The 16,694-nt window shown below is 60.8% G+C and carries 17 protein-coding genes; 9 read left to right on the top strand and 8 right to left on the bottom strand.

Going from position 1 to position 16,694, the window contains the following annotated elements; translation table 11 throughout:
* Positions 1-225: 225 nt before the first annotated feature.
* Complete coding sequence (locus tag HTY61_RS19615; RefSeq protein WP_281367540.1) at positions 226-360, top strand: hypothetical protein; 135 nt, start codon at positions 226-228, stop codon at positions 358-360.
* A 322-nt stretch (positions 361-682) separates the two neighbouring features.
* Here HTY61_RS19615 and HTY61_RS11425 read toward each other — a convergent pair whose 3' ends face one another.
* Positions 683-1,864: an OsmC family protein gene (locus HTY61_RS11425; protein ID WP_175276908.1), complete on the bottom strand. Its 1,182-nt coding sequence runs from the start codon at positions 1,862-1,864 to the stop codon at positions 683-685.
* 178 nt (positions 1,865-2,042) lie between these two features.
* Positions 2,043-2,786 carry a GntR family transcriptional regulator gene (locus tag HTY61_RS11420; protein WP_175276907.1) on the bottom strand — a complete coding sequence of 248 codons (744 nt, stop codon included), beginning with the start codon at positions 2,784-2,786 and terminating at the stop codon, positions 2,043-2,045.
* Positions 2,787-2,990: 204 nt separating this feature from the next.
* Here HTY61_RS11420 and HTY61_RS11415 point away from each other — a divergent pair, with 204 nt between their 5' ends.
* The 7 genes from HTY61_RS11415 to HTY61_RS11385 are packed head-to-tail and all read left to right on the top strand — an operon-like array spanning position 2,991 to position 9,113.
* A complete protein-coding gene (locus HTY61_RS11415; protein WP_175276906.1) occupies positions 2,991-3,182 on the top strand; it encodes a hypothetical protein in 192 nt (63 codons plus the stop codon).
* Between the two features lie 46 nt (positions 3,183-3,228).
* The gene (locus HTY61_RS11410; protein ID WP_210268613.1) at positions 3,229-4,641 is read left to right on the top strand and encodes an aldehyde dehydrogenase family protein; all 1,413 of its coding nucleotides are present in this window, start codon (positions 3,229-3,231) and stop codon (positions 4,639-4,641) included.
* A gap of 37 nt (positions 4,642-4,678) precedes the next feature.
* Complete coding sequence (locus HTY61_RS11405; RefSeq protein ID WP_175276904.1) at positions 4,679-5,665, top strand: TRAP transporter substrate-binding protein; 987 nt, start codon at positions 4,679-4,681, stop codon at positions 5,663-5,665.
* Positions 5,666-5,670: 5 nt separating this feature from the next.
* Positions 5,671-6,189, top strand: coding sequence for a TRAP transporter small permease (locus HTY61_RS11400; RefSeq protein WP_246273037.1), 519 nt, complete (start codon positions 5,671-5,673; stop codon positions 6,187-6,189).
* Positions 6,189-7,508, top strand: a complete 1,320-nt coding sequence (locus tag HTY61_RS11395; RefSeq protein WP_175276902.1) for a TRAP transporter large permease — start codon at positions 6,189-6,191, stop codon at positions 7,506-7,508. Before HTY61_RS11400 ends, HTY61_RS11395 begins: the two co-directional genes overlap by 1 nt.
* 15 nt (positions 7,509-7,523) lie before the next feature.
* Positions 7,524-8,342, top strand: coding sequence for a glutathione S-transferase family protein (locus HTY61_RS11390; protein ID WP_175276901.1), 819 nt, complete (start codon positions 7,524-7,526; stop codon positions 8,340-8,342).
* Between the two features lie 15 nt (positions 8,343-8,357).
* Positions 8,358-9,113: an SDR family NAD(P)-dependent oxidoreductase gene (locus HTY61_RS11385; protein WP_175276900.1), complete on the top strand. Its 756-nt coding sequence runs from the start codon at positions 8,358-8,360 to the stop codon at positions 9,111-9,113.
* Between the two features lie 406 nt (positions 9,114-9,519).
* On the opposite strand, the gene HTY61_RS11380 is transcribed toward HTY61_RS11385, so the two are convergent.
* Genes HTY61_RS11380 through HTY61_RS11360 form a run of 5 tightly spaced genes read right to left on the bottom strand, consistent with a single transcriptional unit; the run spans position 9,520 to position 14,834 of the window.
* Entirely contained in the window at positions 9,520-11,832 is a 2,313-nt protein-coding gene (locus HTY61_RS11380) for a xanthine dehydrogenase family protein molybdopterin-binding subunit (protein WP_175276899.1), read from the bottom strand.
* A gap of 3 nt (positions 11,833-11,835) precedes the next feature.
* The gene (locus HTY61_RS11375) at positions 11,836-12,297 is read right to left on the bottom strand and encodes a (2Fe-2S)-binding protein (RefSeq protein WP_175276898.1); all 462 of its coding nucleotides are present in this window, start codon (positions 12,295-12,297) and stop codon (positions 11,836-11,838) included.
* Positions 12,298-12,314: 17 nt separating this feature from the next.
* Entirely contained in the window at positions 12,315-13,616 is a 1,302-nt protein-coding gene (locus tag HTY61_RS11370) for a cytochrome c (protein WP_175276897.1), read from the bottom strand.
* A gap of 43 nt (positions 13,617-13,659) precedes the next feature.
* Positions 13,660-14,505: an NAD(P)H-binding protein gene (locus HTY61_RS11365; protein WP_175276896.1), complete on the bottom strand. Its 846-nt coding sequence runs from the start codon at positions 14,503-14,505 to the stop codon at positions 13,660-13,662.
* A gap of 44 nt (positions 14,506-14,549) precedes the next feature.
* Positions 14,550-14,834: a DUF2218 domain-containing protein gene (locus HTY61_RS11360; protein WP_175276895.1), complete on the bottom strand. Its 285-nt coding sequence runs from the start codon at positions 14,832-14,834 to the stop codon at positions 14,550-14,552.
* A 92-nt stretch (positions 14,835-14,926) separates the two neighbouring features.
* On the opposite strand from HTY61_RS11360, the gene HTY61_RS11355 reads away from it, so the two are divergent.
* Complete coding sequence (locus HTY61_RS11355) at positions 14,927-15,820, top strand: LysR family transcriptional regulator (protein ID WP_175276894.1); 894 nt, start codon at positions 14,927-14,929, stop codon at positions 15,818-15,820.
* Positions 15,821-16,042: 222 nt separating this feature from the next.
* Here HTY61_RS11355 and HTY61_RS19710 read toward each other — a convergent pair whose 3' ends face one another.
* Positions 16,043-16,651, bottom strand: coding sequence for a hypothetical protein (locus tag HTY61_RS19710; protein ID WP_175276893.1), 609 nt, complete (start codon positions 16,649-16,651; stop codon positions 16,043-16,045).
* Positions 16,652-16,694: the final 43 nt, after the last annotated feature.

The raw sequence follows: 16,694 nt of genomic DNA, 5'->3' as shown, positions 1-16,694 counted from the left end.
TGTCGGAGCAGAACGCGCCGATTTTACCAAGTGACTGAATCGCGTCACTTTCCATTGCCTCAAAACTCCTCCGAAAACTTTTCACAGTGCTGATTGCCGCCTGCGACCGAGGTGACTGATGGGCGTTTTTTGGCCGTCCGTGCGGCTGCCCCGGTTTTCTTGTCAAGTCGATCCTCAGCGCCGCCTGATCAGGCCGCATCACCCAAAATCCCGCATATCTCGCTGGTGGATGAAGTCGTCCAGACGCTCGAATGGGCGATCGGCCGCGAGACGAAAGCCGGGGACGTAGCCGAACCGGACGGGGAGACCGCCACGAAGGCAAAGAAAGCCGAAGCGAGCGATCCGGACCAGACATGGTAGTTTGGACGTCGGTCCCGGCTCTGCAGCTCCTGCGGGAAACGAGGAGAGGCTGCTTCCGGAAACGGTTCACGAAGTCGAGGGGTGAGGAAAACCAGTCTTCCTGCTGTTGCAGGCTCACTGCTTGGATCCGGACTTGTCCCGGGCCGGCCCCCGAAAATTCTTCCGAGCCGGAAAGGGGCAGGGCTGCAAAACCTGTTTCCGCCCCTTTCGAGAGTGACCTGCCCCACCGGATCGTCTCCCACAATTGGCAGAGTTCGGCGCAACCTGGGGACGTACGGGACTTGGTTTCAGGTCAGCGCCGTCGTCCAGCGCAATTGGTGCTTCAGATACGTTGCACTCTCAATTTTGTCTTCAGGTCTGTGCGGCAGAAGGCGTGCAGGAAGCAGGTCTGCTCCGAAATATCCAGCATCTCCTGTGCCGTTTCGTCGGACTCCGAGGTTTCCAGGTAGACATGGGTTTCCACCGGGTCTGCTTCGCCGGCCTTGCCCGTGCCGCCGGAAGCTCCCCCGAGGCTGAAATGTGTATCCTGCACGATCCTGTAATCCGGCAGGTCGAGCTTCAGCATCGACACGAAGCGTCCGAACTGGGTCATGAAGCAAAATCCGATCCCCGCCGAGATAAGGGTGTTGGCGTCGGGCGCACGTCCGTCTTCCGAACTCAGGAAGCGGAACGAGGTGCCGTAGGGCGAGTACTGCATCTGCTGGATCTCCTTGATCCCGTCCTCGCGCATTGTGGCAACAGCGCCGATATTGAGCCGGCGGTCCTGTTCGTCCGAGAGCGATGAACCGCCCGATGCTGTCCCCTTGGCCACCTCCTTCTTCGGTGTGGGGCCGACAGGCTCCATCAGTGGCAGGTCGCCGGGTTCCGGTTTCGCCTTTTCGAAGTGATTGCCGGGATCGGGGAACAGCGGTCCGTCAAGCTCCGCCACCTTGTTGGTCGGCAGTTCGGTTCCGTTCTTGCCAAGCTTGAAGAGACTTTCCAGTTGCCCGCGCATCAACCCGTTCAGGGGCGAGGCATAGGTTGCGTTGATCAAGAACTCGTTCAGCGCTGCGTCGTCCAGATCGCAATCGATTTCGACCAGCAGCTCGATGTTCTCCGCTCCGCCGACCATGGTGCGTTTCGGCATGGAGCCTTTCATCGTGTAGTAGTTGTCCTGGACCAGCCTGAGCTTGCGGATATCGATTCCCTGCCGCTCGGCCAGTGCCAGGATCTCGTTCATGAAGCTCGCCACCATACCGGCGGAGAGAAAGGCGAGCGGGCAGGGGGCCGCGTCATGGCCGTTGAGATACGGCCCTTCGTCGGAAACGAGGCGCCATGTTTCTCCCGTTTTTGCCGAACGGACGAGCGCTTCTTTCTGGAAACCGCTCAGGCTGCGGACCCAGGTCCGCAATGCGTCGCCCTTGCGATTCTGAGGTGCGTCGATCGACACCTCGTCGGCATTGGCAAGTTTGAAAAACGGCGGCAGGCCGCTCGTCCCGATGATGTCTTCGCCGATCTTGGCCATTTGCATGTCTCCCTGATGCGAATTGGTGGTGTGGTGTCGTCCGTTTCCGAAATTGGGCTTCGGGTGGCTCAATGAGAAAACCGGGCAACCGAGTCGGAATGGCTCGTCGGTGATGACCGTGGACCGGACGTTCGGACAGATTGTCTCGAATAGGCGGGCATTCGGCTACACAGGTCGATCAGGATTCAATGCCTGAATAGGCGATCAGGTCCGCAACCGTCAGGTTTTCATCCCGTTTCTCGAACAATTGAATGTATTCGATCATCGTGTGCGAATGCTCGCGCATCATGCCTTCGGCGCGAACAGCATCGCCCTTCTCGATTGCTTCGTAGATAACCCGATGCTGGGCATTGCCGAGGCGCAACCGGAACAGCCCGCGTTCCACATGCTCGGGTGTGTCCCCCACGGTTCGGTCGAATACCATCGATCCAGCCGCCAGCATGGGCAAATGACTGATTTGTCCGCAGGTATAGCCGACATAGTCATTTCCGCAGGCGGCCAAGATCGTGGTGTGAAAGACCTTGTTTGCCGCCTGTGCCTGGCGGATCACTGCATCGTCGAGTCTTCCCAGTCGCACAAGGCTCTCGATCGTGTCGATGGCTCGCTCCATTTCCGGAAGATGCTTGGTCCGTTCCGGTGACTGGGCCATGAGCCGGGCTGCGAGGCTTTCAAGATGGCCGCGGACTTGCACGGCTTGAAGGATGTCCGTCACGGTCGGGCTCTGTACTATGTAGCCGCGACCCTCGCCGCGACGGACGACCCCTTCGCGTTCGAGCAGGCGCAACGCCAAGCGAACGGGCGTGCGCGAGACTTGGTGAGTGTCACATAGCTGAGCCTCGGACAGGCGTTCGCCTTCCTTGTAGATGCCATTGATGATGTCGGCCCTGATCCGGGACGCGAGTTCCGTGTCAAAAGATTCCATGCGGCTATTCAGGGAACTTAGGATCCCAAAGTCAACCAGCGCTCGGAAATTTTGATCGAAATTGCGTTTTTCCTCTTGATTTGGGATCCCGAAATGGTGTTTTCTCGGGCTGTCTGCCGGAGGAGGTGGATGGTTTGTTCAGTCGCGAAGTCGTTTGGGATCCCAAGTTTCGTCGCGCGGCTGAACCGGTTCGGGGAGGAAATCGTGGCATACATGTTTTCCCGCATGCTGCTGGAATCCGTGGCGATGCTGGCGCTCACGATTCAGGTCGTGATCCCCGTTGCCAACGGACTTGATTGCGATCTGATCGAGTACGCCATGGCTGCAATGGTCGGCCTTCTCATCCTCTTTCCGCCAATCGCACTTTTCCTGCCGCGGACGATCGTCCGCAGGTAGCAGGTACAGGAGCCATCTCATGGATACGAAAGCCGAAATCAGGACATTGCAGCACTTCATTGGCGGAGAATGGGTTGATGCCGAAGACGGCGGTCTCTTCGATGTGGTGAATCCGCTCGACGACAGTCTCTATGCTCGCGCGGCCAAGGGTACAGGGAATGATGTTCGCCGGGCCGTTGCAGCGGCCAAATCCGCCTTCCCGGAATATCGCGAAACCCTGCCCAAAGATCGAGAGCGCTGGCTGCTGCGCGTGGCCGAGATCATGGAAGAGCGGAAGGCCGAGCTGTTCGACTGTCTGATCGACGAGATCGGCTCCCCGATCCAGAAGGCCATGTTTGAGTATGAGAAGGGCCTGACCATGGTCCGGGCGGCCGCTGGCATGTGCAGGAAAGTGCGAGGAGAGACGTATCCCTCTGATGCGCCCGGAAAATTCTCGATGTCGATCCGCGAGCCCCGTGGGGTCGTCGCGGTGATCACGCCTTTCAACGTGCCGCTGATCAAGACAGCCCGTTTGGTGGCCAATGCCCTCGCTGTCGGCAACACGGTCGTTCATCTGCCTTCGGAAATGGCGCCGCACCTGACCGTGTTGTTCGCGGAGATCGTCGCTGAAGCCGGGTTCCCGGCAGGGGCGTACAACGTCGTGACCGGCATCGGTCATGAAATCGGCGATGATTTGACCGGTCACAAGGATGTGGATTTTGTCACCTTCACCGGCTCTTCCGTGGTTGGTCAGCACATCGCCGAGATTTGCGCGAGGAACAAGACGCCCAACACGCTGGAGTTGGGAGGCAAGAGTCCGACCGTCATCCTGGCGGACGCCGACCTCGACAAGGCCGTGCCGATGGCGGCCCGCTCGATCTTCATGTTTGCGGGTCAGGCCTGCATTGGCTCCAGCCGCTTTTACGTCGAGCGCCCGCTCTACGACGAATTCGTCAAGCGTTTCGCAATGGTCGCTTCCAAGGTCGGGATGGGAGATCTGCGCGATCCCGAGACGGTTATCGCGCCGATCATTTCCGAACGTCAGCGAAAGCGCGTCCGGGATCACATTGCCGATGCGGTCGCCAAGGGCGCTACCGTTGTCACCGGCGGGGAATGGATCGGGAACCGTTGCCAGCCGACGTTGCTGACGGACGTGACCGAGGAGATGACCGTGTGCAAGACGGAAACTTTCGGACCGGTGACCTCGATCTATCCGATCGATAGCTACGAGGAAGGCCTCGAGAAGGCCAACGACACCGAATACGGGCTCTCTTCGGCAATCTTCACGAAGGACATCAACCGAGCCTTCCACTTTGCCCGGAACATCGGCGCGGGCATGTGCCACATCAATGGCGCGACCATTCATGACGAAGCGCATGTGCCCTTCGGCGGCAACGGAGAATCTGGTGTCGGTCGGGAAGGTACCGATGCTGACCTGGAAGCCATGACAGAACTGAAGTGGGTCACCGTTCAGTTGTGAGGCTGAAAATCACGTTCAACACTTGGGAGGAGATAATATGACACTGAAACAAGCACTTCTGGCGGCATTGGCCGCAAGCACTCTGGCTGGTGCAGCGCACGCCGACACCGAGTTCAGCCTCAGCTACTTCATGGGGCCGAAACATCGGTTCAACGAGGCATTCTTCGCGCCGTTCGCGGAGAAGCTTGCGGAACTCTCCGGGGGCACATTGACCGTCAAACAGTATCCCGGTGGCACGCTCAACTCGAATCCCGCGCTGCAATACTCGACCGTTGTCGAGGGGGTGACGGACATTGCGTTTGGTATTTCGAGCTATACCTACGACCTGTTTCCGATTTCCAGCTCTGTCAGCGTGCCCGGCATCTGCAATTCCGGCATCGACTGTACCGAGGCTCTTTGGCGCGCCGAGGATCTGATAGATGAGGAGTTCGACGCCAAGATAATCGCCATGTGGTCCAATGAACCGATGGCAATTGTCACGCGTGACAAGCCGATCAGGACATTGGAGGACTTCGAAGGCCTGAAAATCCGGGTGAGTTCGAATATCGAAGCCGAATTCCTGTCCGCGCTGGGCGCGGCCCCGGTATCCCAGTCGGTGGAAGAGATCAATCAGAACCTCGCCAACGGCACGATTGACGCGATCGCCATCGATCCAACCTCGGTGCGGGACTTCAAGCTCTATGAGCCCGGCAAATACATCACGTTGGGCATGCCGACAGCCGGTCTTCCGTTCTGGATGTTGATGAACAACCAGAGCTACGAGGCGCTGTCCGACGAGGAAAGGGCTTGGGTTGATGCCGCTGGAGGGCGTGAACTGAGCGTGGCGGGGGCAGTGAAGACGGAAGGTATGGCGGCTTCCGCGCTTCAGCTTGCCCGTGACGAGGGCGTCGAAATCATCACCCTGTCGCCGGAAGAGGTGGCGCGCATCACACAAGCCTTCGAAGCACCGCTGAACAAGTTCAAGGCCGGAACATTCAATGGTGTCAGTGGTGCCGATATCTACGCGGCGATGAAGGGCGAGTGACCTCCATGCCCGGAAAGTCGCTGAAAGGATGGCTTACCCGCATTGGCGACCTGTTCGCCTTTGCGGCCGGGCTGGCAGTGGTGATCCTCGTGATGACGACTGTTGTCGCCGTGGCGGGCCGATACGTTTTCGGTCAGCCCATTTTCGGCATTGAGGATGTGTCCCGGGTAATGCTGGCGTTTGTCGTAGCAGGCTCGATTGCCTACGGCGCCAGGCGTGGAGCGCACGTGCATGTCGACGTGATCTCGATGCAGGCTGGTCGCAGGGTGTTGCGTGTGACCGACACGATCGCACGGCTTGTTGGTATCGCGGTTGCGTTCCTTACCTCTTATGCCCTGTTTACAAAGGGGCTTTGTGGCAAGGCCTGCGGCTATTTCACGCCAAATCTGAGTATTCCGCACATGCCATTCTATTTCGCGCTTTCGCTGAGCATGGCGCTGTTCGGTTTGATCCTCTTGGTCGATCTGTTCACGGGCACACCGGTCGAGGAGCATTCATCCGAAGACGACGGGGAGCAGTTCTGATGCCGTCGGATATCATGATCGGTTTCCTTGGCTTTGTCCTCCTGCTGGTTCTTCTCGCGATACGCGTTCCGGTGGGAACGGCGATGTTGGCTGTCGGGGCAGGCGGGATTTGGCTGCTTCATCCGCGGGGCGACGTGGCCGTGTTTTCGACGCTGGCAGGCGAGAGCTTCTCGGTGTCCTCGCTCTACTCGCTGACGATCCTGCCGCTCTTCGTGCTGATGGGAAACTTGAGCGGCGTATCGGGGATGAGCCGGGACCTGTATGATGCGGCACACGCCTGGTTCGGGCATCGCAAGGGCGGTCTTGCCTCGTCTACGATCGTGGGGTGCGCCGGGTTTTCGGCCCTGTCAGGGTCGTCCCTCGCCAGTGCTGTCACGATGGGGCGCGTGGCGATTCCTGAAATGAAGCGGTATCACTATTCGGACGCGCTTGCGACCGGTTCGGTCGCTGCCGGCGGCACGCTCGGGATCCTGATCCCGCCATCGGCCGGATTCGTGATCTATGCCATTCTGACCGAGGAAAGCATCGGCCGACTTTTCATGGCCGGGGTGTTGCCGGGACTTGTCCTGATGGGCCTGTTCATGGCGGCAATCACGATCCAGGTGATGCGAAATCCGGATCTGGCACCCGACGCGCTGGCGAAAGTTCCGATACGTGAGCGGTTCCGCGCATTGCTGCGCGCACGTTGGATCATCGGAATTGTCGTGATCACCGTGGGCGGTATCTATGGCGGTGTATTTTCCGCAGTTGAAGCCGCGGGCATCGGCGCATTTCTCGCCTTTGTCGCGACCGTCTTGCGTGGTGCATTCCGCTGGCCGGAAATCAGGAAGGCCCTGGGCGATACCCTCGCGTCGACGGCCACCACCTTCTACATCCTGATGGGCGCATTCGTTTTCACGCCCTTCGTGGCCTTGAGCGGCATACCCGATGCTCTCAACGAATGGGTCGTTGGCCTTGGTGCAGGTCCCTACACGGTGCTCATCCTTTGCCTGTTGGCCCTGATCGTGCTCGGCACGTTCATGGAAGGCTTTGCCATTCTTGTCCTTACCCTTCCGCTCCTTCAACCCCTGCTGGAAGGCTTCGGGTTCGACATGATCTGGTTCGGCGTTCTCATGGTCATCGTTCTTGAGATGGGCCTGATCTCGCCGCCGGTCGGTATCAATGTCTTTGTCGTCAAGGGCATTGCTCCGGATGTGCCCATGAACACCATTTTTCGGGGTGTCTGGCCGTTCTGGTTCGCGATGGGGGCGATGATCGTCCTTCTGATCCTCTTCCCCCAGATCGCTCTTCTCCTGCCGAACACCATGTTCGGTCCGTAATTCAGGGAAAAAAGCATGTTCACACTGTATCACCACGGATCCTCAGTTTGCGCCGCCAAGGTGCGCTTCGCGATGGCCGAGAAAGGGCTTGAATGGAAAGGGGTTTATGTTGATATCCTGAAAGGAGAGCAGTTCGACCCGGAGTATCTGAAGCTCAATCCGAAGGGCGTCGTGCCGACACTGGTTCATGATGACCTGGTGATCCAGGACAGCACGGTCATCATCGAGTACCTCGATCAAATCGCCCCCGAAACCAGCGTTCACCCCACGGACCCCTGGGAGCGTGCGCAGGCCAGGTACTGGACAAAGGCGGTCGACGAGGACTTGCATCCCGCTTGCGGCGCCGTCACGTTCGTCTGCTCGCATCGGCACACTGTTCTGAAAAATCTAGGACCGGAAGGCGTTAAGGAGTTCCTTGCGTCGACTCCGTCGTTCTCGGTGACGTCCGACTGGAAGAGCCAGAAGGATGCCTTTACCCGCTACGGTTTCGAGGCTCCCGGCGCGGCCGAGAAGGTCAAGCTTTACGACAGCTATCTCCACAAGATGGAGGATGCCTTGGACGGCGGGAACGATTGGCTTGTCGGAAACAAGTTCTCCATCGCCGACATTGCCATGACGCCCTACGTCAATCGGCTAGCCATGATGTCGATGCGCGGCATGTGGGAAGGCGGTCGCCTGCCCAATGTCGAGAATTGGTTCGCTCGTATCGAGGCGTTGCCCAACTTCAGGAAGTGCCTGATCGACTGGGTACCGGAAGACCTGACCAACGATCTTCGCGAAAACGGTGCCAAGAGCTGGCCCGAAGTGGCGAAGATTCTCGAAATCGAAATTTGAGCACAGGAGATGGCAATGGGCCGACTGGACGGAAAAACTGCCGTGATCACCGGGGCCGCTCGCGGAATCGGAGCGGTGATGGCAAAGCGAATGGCGCAGGAGGGTGCCAAGGTCGTGGTTGCGGATGTTCTTGATACGGACAGGACTGTCGAAGAAATCAAGAGCCAAGGCGGTTCCGCGATAGGCGTGAAGGTCGATGTCACCTCGGATGACGATCTTGCCGCCATGGTCGAGACGGCCGAGAAGGAATTCGGCAGCCTCGATATCCTTGTCAACAATGCGTCGATCTTTGCGGCGCTCGAGCCGAAGCCGTTCATGCAGATCGACAATGACGAGTTCGACAGGGTCATGACGGTCAACGCCAGGGGGGTGCACCAGGCCACGAAGGCGGCGGTCCCGGCGATGTTGCGCGCCGGAGGCGGAAAGATCATCAACATCGCGTCGGGCACGTTCTATTATGGCCCTCCGGGACTGTCGCACTACACTGCCTCGAAGGGAGCGGTCATCGCGCTGACGCGCTGCCATGGTCGCGAACTGGGCGACAAGAATATTCAGGTCAATGCGATCGCGCCGGGCCTGACCGAAAGCGAAGCACTCCAGGGGCATTCGGGATTTGATCCCGCGCGAGCTCCTACCGTACAGTCGCGTTCGATCAAACGTGAAATGCTTCCCGAAGACCTGCTTGGCACGCTCCTCTATCTCGCCACGTCCGACAGCGATTTTGTTACCGGACAGACGCTGAACGTGGACGGCGGCAAGGTTAACCTCTGAGGCAAGCAGGTCGGGAGACAAGCTGAATGCGTCGGGCCAGCAGGGAAACCTGCTGGTCCGACATGATGTCGTATCGTAGTCGCGCCCGCCAACTGGTGTGCCTTCGTCTCGGAGATGTACATCGCACGAGGCGCTTGGCAGCATCGCCCCGATGACCGTCGTCGGCGCCGAAAATCCGGGAACGCTTGGCGCGAGGCTGGAACGCGGATCAAACCGTTCCAGCCAAGTCGATGCGCAACCGACCGGAGAATTCCGGAAAGGGGAATTCAGGTCATTGCATCGGTTCCATTTCGCGCGCTGTCCGGGATAGGTGACTTCGCATCCTGCGCCGGCTAGGTGTCGGACATGCGACCGTTTTGTGTTTTTCGGTTCTTTTGGAGCTTTCGCATATCCGCGCTGCATGTGATCACGTTTGCAGGGCCTTGAGGATCGCATCCGGTGTCATCGGCAGGTGGCGCAGGCGGGCACCGGTGGCGTTGAAGATTGCGTTGGCCACGGCGGGCGCGACGCCCGTCACCCCGGGTTCGCCGAGGCCGGTAGGGGCGTGGGTGCTTTCCATCAACTCGATCTCGATCTCGGGCGTGTCGATCATGCGCAGGGGCGCGTAGCTGCCCAGGTTGCGGTCGTGGACCTGCCCGTCCACGATCTTGGTCCCTTCGTAGAGCGCCATGGACAGCCCCCAGAGCGCGGCGCCTTCGCATTGCGCGCGTGCGCCGTCGGGGTCGATCACCGTCCCGCAATCGATCACCATCCACAGTTTCTGCACCTCGACCATGCCGGTTTCGCGGTCCACGCGCAGTTGTACGGCTGTACCGTTCCAGGTCGGCATTTCCCGTTCCTGCCCGTAGGTGCTGGCGATCCCGATCGCGGTATCGGGGCCGATGTCTGTCCGCCCATAGCCCGATAGTTCGGCTACGCGCCTGAGCACCGCGGCCTGCCGGCTCGCGCCGCCGACGGAATGCGGCCCTTCGCCGGCGTTGCGGCCTTCGCCGCGAAGATGCGCGAGGCGGAATTCCAGCGGATCGACACCCAGCTTGTGCGCGGCCTCGTCCATGAAGCTCTCCACCGCGAAATTGGTCCAGCCCGGCGCGATGGAACGCAGGAAGCCGGTGCGCACGGTCTGGCTGGCAAGGTGGTTGGCAATCGCCCGCACCCTGTGCGCGCCGACTTCGTACCAGTGGTCCGCGCCCGAGATGGCCGCCGTGTCATAGGGTTTGCCATTCACGCCCTTGGCCATGTCGGCCTCGGTGCGCACGGTGTAGGAGGGCCAGCCGGCTGCGGCGGAATGCTCCATGGCGGTGATGGCCTGGTTGTCATCTATGGCAAGGCGCAGCTTCTGGACGCTGGGAGAGCGGGGGCAGTCGATCAGGCTGTCGTCCTCTCGGAAGAACACCAGCTTGATGGGCCGGCCGCCAAGGGCCTTGGTTGTCAGTGCGGCGGCGACGACGTAGTCGCCGAACACCCTCCGCCCGAAGCCGCCACCGAGCATGTAGGTGCGCATTGTCACCTTGTCGGGGCCGACGCCAAGCGCGCGCTGCGCCCAGTCGGTCATCAGTGCGGGCCATTGGCTGCCCGCGTGAATTTCGTATTGGCCCCCGTCATTTACGAAGGCGGTCGCGTTCATCGGCTCCAGCGCGAAGTGCAGCACCGTGGAGGTGGTGTATTCGGCTTCCAGCGTGTCGACAGCGGTCTCGAAGGCGGGGGCGGTGTTGAAATTGCCGGTGTCCAGCAGCGTCCCGGCGTTTTCGTCAGCGATCAACTCGCGCGACAAGGCCTGGATGTCATCCTCGGAGACCGTGGCCGTCTCGCCCGCTTCCCACTCGACCGTGATCAGTTCCGAGGCCCATTTCGCGGCCATCAGCGTCTCGCCGACCACGACCACCATGCCCGGCACGATGCCGGAGGGATCCTGCAGGTCGATGGTGCGCAGATAACCCTTCTGCCCTTTCGCTTCGCTGTCGTCGATGGAGATTACCTTTGATCCCTGCCGTGTCGGCGGGATCAGCGGCACGCCGTAGACCATGCCGTCAACCTCCGCATCAATGCCGTAGAGCGCGCGGCCCGTGGTCTTGTCGGCGATGTCAAGCGCGGCGACATCCTGCCCGATCAGTCGGAAATCCGAATGGGGTTTCAGCGGCAACGCTTTCAGCTCGTCCTGCGTGAAGCTGCGCGACAGGCCTTCGGTCACCAGCGCAGCGAAGGTGATGGAATTGCCGCCGCCCGTGACTATGTCCGCTTCGGCGCTGCAATCTTCGGCCGGGATGCCCCACATCTGCGCGGCCGCCTCGATCAACGCCACGCGCCCTGCGGCGCCGGCTTGGCGATAGACGGACCACATGCTCCAGACCGAACGGCTGCCAGCGGTGGGGGCGCCGCCCCATTTCTTCTCGTGATCGACATAGGTGATCTGCACATCATCCCAGTTTGCACCCAGCTCGTCAGCGAGGATGCGGGCAAGGGCGGTGCCGATGTGCTGGCCCATCTCGGCGCGGGTAATGTTTATGTTGACGCGGCCTTCACCGTCGATCGCGTACCAGAGGCTGGGCTCGAAAACCTGCCGCGCGAGGGGCGACGGCTCTTCGCTGGCGGCAAAGCGCGCAGCTGCTTGGGCGACACGAGGGAACCCGAAAGCGGCCCCGGCAGCGGACATCGCGACAAGAAAGCCGCGGCGGGTGAAGTCGGGGGGCGAGGCGTTGTTGCCTTGCTTCATCGGCATCATGGCTTAGTTCCCTTTCATGGCATTGGCCGCTTCGCGCACAGCGCGGCGGATGCGGGGATAGGTCATGCAGCGGCACAGGTTACCCGTCATCACCGCGTCGATGTCGTCGTCGCTGGGATCGGGAATGTCCTTCAGCAGGGCGGCTGCCTGCATGATCTGGCCAGATTGGCAGTAGCCGCATTGTGGCACGCGCAGTTTGCGCCATGCCTCCTGCACGGGATGGTTGCCCAAGGGATCAAGCCCCTCGATGGTCGTCACCTCGGCGCCTTCGACATCGCCCACGAAGGTGATGCAGGCGCGCGTAGCCTGTCCGCCGACATGGACGGTGCAGGCTCCGCACATGCCGATGCCGCAGCCGAATTTTGTGCCGGTCAGGCCGATCTCGTCGCGGATGACCCATAGCAGGGGGGTATCGGGATCGGTGTCGATGCTGACTTCCCGGCCATTGAGCGTGAAAGTGATCATGTGCGTTTTCCTGGGGTTCAGTGGACGACAGGTTCGGCGATGCGTATCTGGGAAACGGTCCGGACCAACTCGGGCCAGGGTTCGAGATCGGTGCGCGAGGCGCGCAGGTAGGCGGCGATGGCGGCAATCTCGTCATCGTCGAGGGCGTTGCGGAAGGCGGGCATGACCACGCCGGGAATTCCTTCCTCGTTGGCAACGCCGTTGAGGATCACGTGGACCAGGTTGTCTGGGGCCTCCACTCGCAGGGCCGAGTTGATTCCGAGGTCGGGGTGGCCAAGGGCGATGTCCTCGGCGTTGTAGTGGCAGGAGGCGCAGGCTGCGGCGTAGAGGCGTTCGCCGTCCTCAAGGCGATATGCCGGCGTCGGGGCACCAGCGGCAAGGCTGGTCGCCACGATCCGGGCGGTTTCCCCTTCGCCCGGCGCGTTGCCGGTGACATCGGCAAGGTAGATGCCGATGGCATTCAGATCGCTGTCGGGAAGTTCGCGCAGGCCGGCATGGACCACGGGTGCCATCGGCCCGGCGGCGACGCCCTGGTGGCGGGTCGCGCCGTCCTTCAGGTAGATGGCGAAGTCCTCGGCCGTCCAGCCGATGGCGGATTCGTTGCGCGCTGTCAGCGCCGGGGCGATCCAGCGGTCTATGGCCGCGCCCTCGAACTGCCGGTTTGCGATTTCTGCGCCCAGAGGGTTTCGAGGCGTGTGACAGGCTCCGCAATGAGACACGCCCTCGACCAGGTAGGCGCCGCGGTTCCAATCGTCGGACTTGTCAGGATCGGGTTCGAAGCGGCCAGAGTCGACAAACAGCAGCTTCCAGCCCGCTTGCCAGATGCGCAGGCCCAGCGGGAAGGGGATTCCGTTTTCCTCCTGCTCGGTTGTGGCCGGTGCCACCTCGGTCATCAGGTAGGCATAGATTGCGCGCGCATCCTCGTCGGACATCTTCGTGAAGTGGTCGAAGGGAAAGGCCGGGAAGAGGTGCTGGCCTTCGCGGTTCACACCGTCATGCATGGCACGCAGGAACGCCTCTTCGGACCATGCGCCGATGCCGTCTTCGGGATCGGGGGTGATGTTGGTGGAGTAGAGCGTGCCGAAACCCGTCTCCATTGGATAATTGCCTGCATAGGGCGCGCCATCGGCGGCAGTGTGGCACGAGGCGCAGTATCCTGCGGCAGCGAGAACGCGGCCTTTTTCGACAAGGGCGGCGTCATATGCGGGAATATCGGCGGGGTCGATCGGGGCGATCTCGGGCTCGTAGGCGAAGACAAGATAGCCGCCGAAGGCCACTACCCCGGCGCCGACCAAGGCCTGAAGGGTTCGTTTCAGCATGGAACTGTCGCTTTCTGGCTGGAAGGGTCTCTGGCGCAGGGGGTCAGGCCGCGAGACCGGCGAAAAAGCCGTCCCAGGACTGGTGGGGGCGCCCGGCCGCGGTTTTGAAGTCGCTGGGATTGTCGAAGGCGCCAATGCGGATGCCTTCGTAGATTCCGGCTATGATGCCGCCTAGGAAGGGGCCAAGTTCGGCCGCACGGTCGGCGGCGAAGTCTTCCAAGCTGATTTCGCGGTAGCTGAGCGCGGTGCCGAAGGCACGGTTCAGGTGTTCGGCCAACTCGGTTTGGGTGAGCGCGGTGCCATTGAGGTTGAGTGTACGGCCGTCGAGATCCGAGCGGACGAGTAGATTGGCATAGGCGGCGGCCAACTCGGGCCGGGTGGTATAGCCGCAGCGGGCAGTACCGGCGCAGTTCGCAATCTCGCCCCGCTTTCGGTAGCCGTCGATATATTCCACGTCGGGCTCGATATAGATGCCGTTACGCCCGATCACCCAGTCCAAGCTGCTTTGGCGAATGTCGGCTTCGGTCTGGCGATTGCTTTGCACTACAGGAGAAAAGCCGGTGCCTTCTTCGGGGCCCTGGATGCTGGTGTAGACGATCTTGCGCACGCCGGCGGCCGTCGCGGCATTGATCACGTTGCGGTGCTGGGGAATGCGCTTCTCCGGCGCATCGAGGCCCGAGACCAGCAGCACCGCATCGACGCCTTCGAGCGAGGTGCGCAGGACGTCGGGAGCCTCGTAGTCGCCGGGGCGCACCTCGACCCCCAGTCCTTCGGCTCGCGCCGGGGTGCGGGCAAGGGCGATGACGCTTTCGGCACCCCGGGTGGTTTTCAGGGCTTCGATGATGGCGCTTCCAAGCCGGCCGGAAGCGGCGGTGACCGCGATCTTCATGGAATTTTTCCTTTCGAGCGTTCCGGAATGGAGGGCGGCTGGCGCTAGTGCTGTTTCTGCCAGTTCACTTCGATGTTCTCGCGGAAGGAGAAGCGGGCGAAGTGATCGCCGATGACCTGCTCCATGCGCGCAAGGTCGTCGCCTTTGGCGATAGTTGTCATGGTCAGGGTGGTGTTGTCGGCGCGCAACGTGCATGTGCCGAAGGGCAGGGTGATCGTGCCTCGATCCGGTGTGAACTCGACGGGAACCTTGTGCGCGAAGTGCTTGCACAGCTGCTGGAGGTAGGTGGAAGCACGTGTTGTGGTGATTGTTGTGGTGCTGGTCGCCATCATCATCTCCTGTCTACCGGAAACAGATAGACAGGTCTCAGTGTTTCGATTACCCAGAAAATGTCGGAAGTATTATTCGATAGGATGCAAAGATGCTGGATGACTACCGGGGGCTTGCCGTGTTCGTCGCGGTTGCGGATGCCGGCAGCCTCAGCGCAGCTGGGCGGCAGTTGAAGCTATCCACATCGGTCGTCAGCCACCATCTTTCTCGTCTTGAGGCAAAGCTCGGGGTGACGCTGTTCTTCCGCTCCACCCGCTCGATGTCGTTGACACCGGAAGGTCGCGCCGCGCTCGATGCTGCGCGCCGGATGGTTGAGGCCGGAGAGGAGGCACTGGATCTTCTGGGTGGAGATGCTGATGAGCCTGTCGGTTCATTGCGGGTGGCAATGCCTGCATGGGGCGAACAGACACAGTTGCGCCAGACATTGTGGGATTTCGCGCGACGTTATCCCATGGTCGCCATTTCGCTTCATAGTAGCGATGCGCGTGTGGATATCATCAAGGACGGCTTTGATCTGGCGATTAGAACTGGCGAATTGAGGGACAGTTCACTCAAGTGCAAGCGCATCGGAGTATTTCGCCGTGTTTTCGTGGCATCGCCGGCTTATCTCGCATCGCGCCCGCCCGTCGTATCGCTTGAAGACCTGGTTCACTGCGACTTCATTGCGATTTCCATGATCCCGGATGCAGTTACACTGATGGATGGCGATACGTCCCTGTCTTTCGAGCCCGAGAATGTGCGACTGGAAGTGGATTCCATCGCCGCGGCGAAGTCCGCAGTACTTGCAGGCTTGGGCATTCGGCTGTTCCCGTTGAGCGAGGTTAACGACGATATCGCTTCGGGCAGGCTTGTTCAGATCCTTCCTGAATTTGCGGTGCCCGAACTTGGCGTATACGCAGTGTGGCCGGACTTGAGCCCGCAGAAGAAGTTGACGCGCCGACTGATTGATTACTTTTCTATGCGTGATGATGTTGCGAGCACGTGACCGCGCGAAGTTGATATTCTCCTCGGTCTAGGCTCAGGACCCACTAGCCTGCGTATAAGGACGAGCGGCGTGATTCAGGATGGCAAAGGAGTTTGCCATGTCTGATTTGATTTTGCTCTCAGCCGCCCAGAGGGCGAGGATCGAGCCGTTTTTCCCGAGGTCGCACGGAATTGCCCGTGTTGATGATCGTCGGGTGATTTCGGGGATCATCTACGTATTGAATCACGGCCTATGGTGTAAGGACGCACCGAAGGCCCATGGGCCTCGCAAGGCGCTACAACCGCTTCCGGCGCTGGACCGAACTCGGTGTGTTAGACAGGATTTGCGGCAACCTGGCAGCCAGTGACGGTCCACCCCGATACACTGATGATCAACGCGACACATCTGAGGACCCACCTCACTGCGTCGAGCCTCAAAAAAGGGGGGGCTTTCCCGCCACATTGGCCGCACGAAGGGCGGGCTGAACACAAAACTGTATGCGGTGTGTGATGACGGAGGCCGACCGATCGCGATGTGCCTGACGAGCGTGTCTTCGATGCCGTGCCGCTTCATGTCTTCGACAAGCGCATTTTCGAAAGCGCGGCTGCGGCATGCGGCCTGTTCCTGCCTGAACGTCTCCGCGATGGTCGGGATCATGTTCTCCGGGATGCCTTCCTTGAGCAGGATCGCGCGTGCCGGGCACCCCTCACCGAAGTCAGGTCGCCGCATGGTTCCGTAAAGCTGGATCAACCGATAGGCCCAGCCGACTTCGAGGTCGGCGCGAAGGCTGTCGCGCGGATCCGATCCGCTTCTGCGTGCGGCAAAGACCAGCGAATCGAGATGGTCTGTCATCCGGTCGATCTCTGCGCGGAACAGCGCTTCGAGCTAATCCCTG

The organism is Oricola thermophila (genome assembly GCF_013358405.1).
Taxonomy (GTDB): domain Bacteria; phylum Pseudomonadota; class Alphaproteobacteria; order Rhizobiales; family Rhizobiaceae; genus Oricola; species Oricola thermophila.
The sequence above is the reverse complement of the archived record's forward strand: the minus strand, read 5'-3'. Positions and strand labels throughout refer to the sequence as shown.

Excerpts from the sequence above, each read along its gene's own strand:
- HTY61_RS11420 (WP_175276907.1), bottom strand. The coding sequence starts at position 2,786 with ATGGAATCTTTTGACACGGAACTCGCGTCCCGGATCAGGGCCGACATC.
- HTY61_RS11355 (WP_175276894.1), top strand. The coding sequence starts at position 14,927 with ATGCTGGATGACTACCGGGGGCTTGCCGTGTTCGTCGCGGTTGCGGAT.
- HTY61_RS11390 (WP_175276901.1), top strand. The coding sequence starts at position 7,524 with ATGTTCACACTGTATCACCACGGATCCTCAGTTTGCGCCGCCAAGGTG.
- HTY61_RS11370 (WP_175276897.1), bottom strand. The coding sequence starts at position 13,616 with ATGCTGAAACGAACCCTTCAGGCCTTGGTCGGCGCCGGGGTAGTGGCC.
- HTY61_RS11365 (WP_175276896.1), bottom strand. The coding sequence starts at position 14,505 with ATGAAGATCGCGGTCACCGCCGCTTCCGGCCGGCTTGGAAGCGCCATC.
- HTY61_RS11395 (WP_175276902.1), top strand. The coding sequence starts at position 6,189 with ATGCCGTCGGATATCATGATCGGTTTCCTTGGCTTTGTCCTCCTGCTG.
- HTY61_RS11425 (WP_175276908.1), bottom strand. The coding sequence starts at position 1,864 with ATGGCCAAGATCGGCGAAGACATCATCGGGACGAGCGGCCTGCCGCCG.
- HTY61_RS11400 (WP_246273037.1), top strand. The coding sequence starts at position 5,671 with ATGCCCGGAAAGTCGCTGAAAGGATGGCTTACCCGCATTGGCGACCTG.
- HTY61_RS11375 (WP_175276898.1), bottom strand. The coding sequence starts at position 12,297 with ATGATCACTTTCACGCTCAATGGCCGGGAAGTCAGCATCGACACCGAT.
- HTY61_RS11360 (WP_175276895.1), bottom strand. The coding sequence starts at position 14,834 with ATGGCGACCAGCACCACAACAATCACCACAACACGTGCTTCCACCTAC.
- HTY61_RS11385 (WP_175276900.1), top strand. The coding sequence starts at position 8,358 with ATGGGCCGACTGGACGGAAAAACTGCCGTGATCACCGGGGCCGCTCGC.
- HTY61_RS11380 (WP_175276899.1), bottom strand. The coding sequence starts at position 11,832 with ATGATGCCGATGAAGCAAGGCAACAACGCCTCGCCCCCCGACTTCACC.
- HTY61_RS11405 (WP_175276904.1), top strand. The coding sequence starts at position 4,679 with ATGACACTGAAACAAGCACTTCTGGCGGCATTGGCCGCAAGCACTCTG.
- HTY61_RS19710 (WP_175276893.1), bottom strand. The coding sequence starts at position 16,651 with ATGACAGACCATCTCGATTCGCTGGTCTTTGCCGCACGCAGAAGCGGA.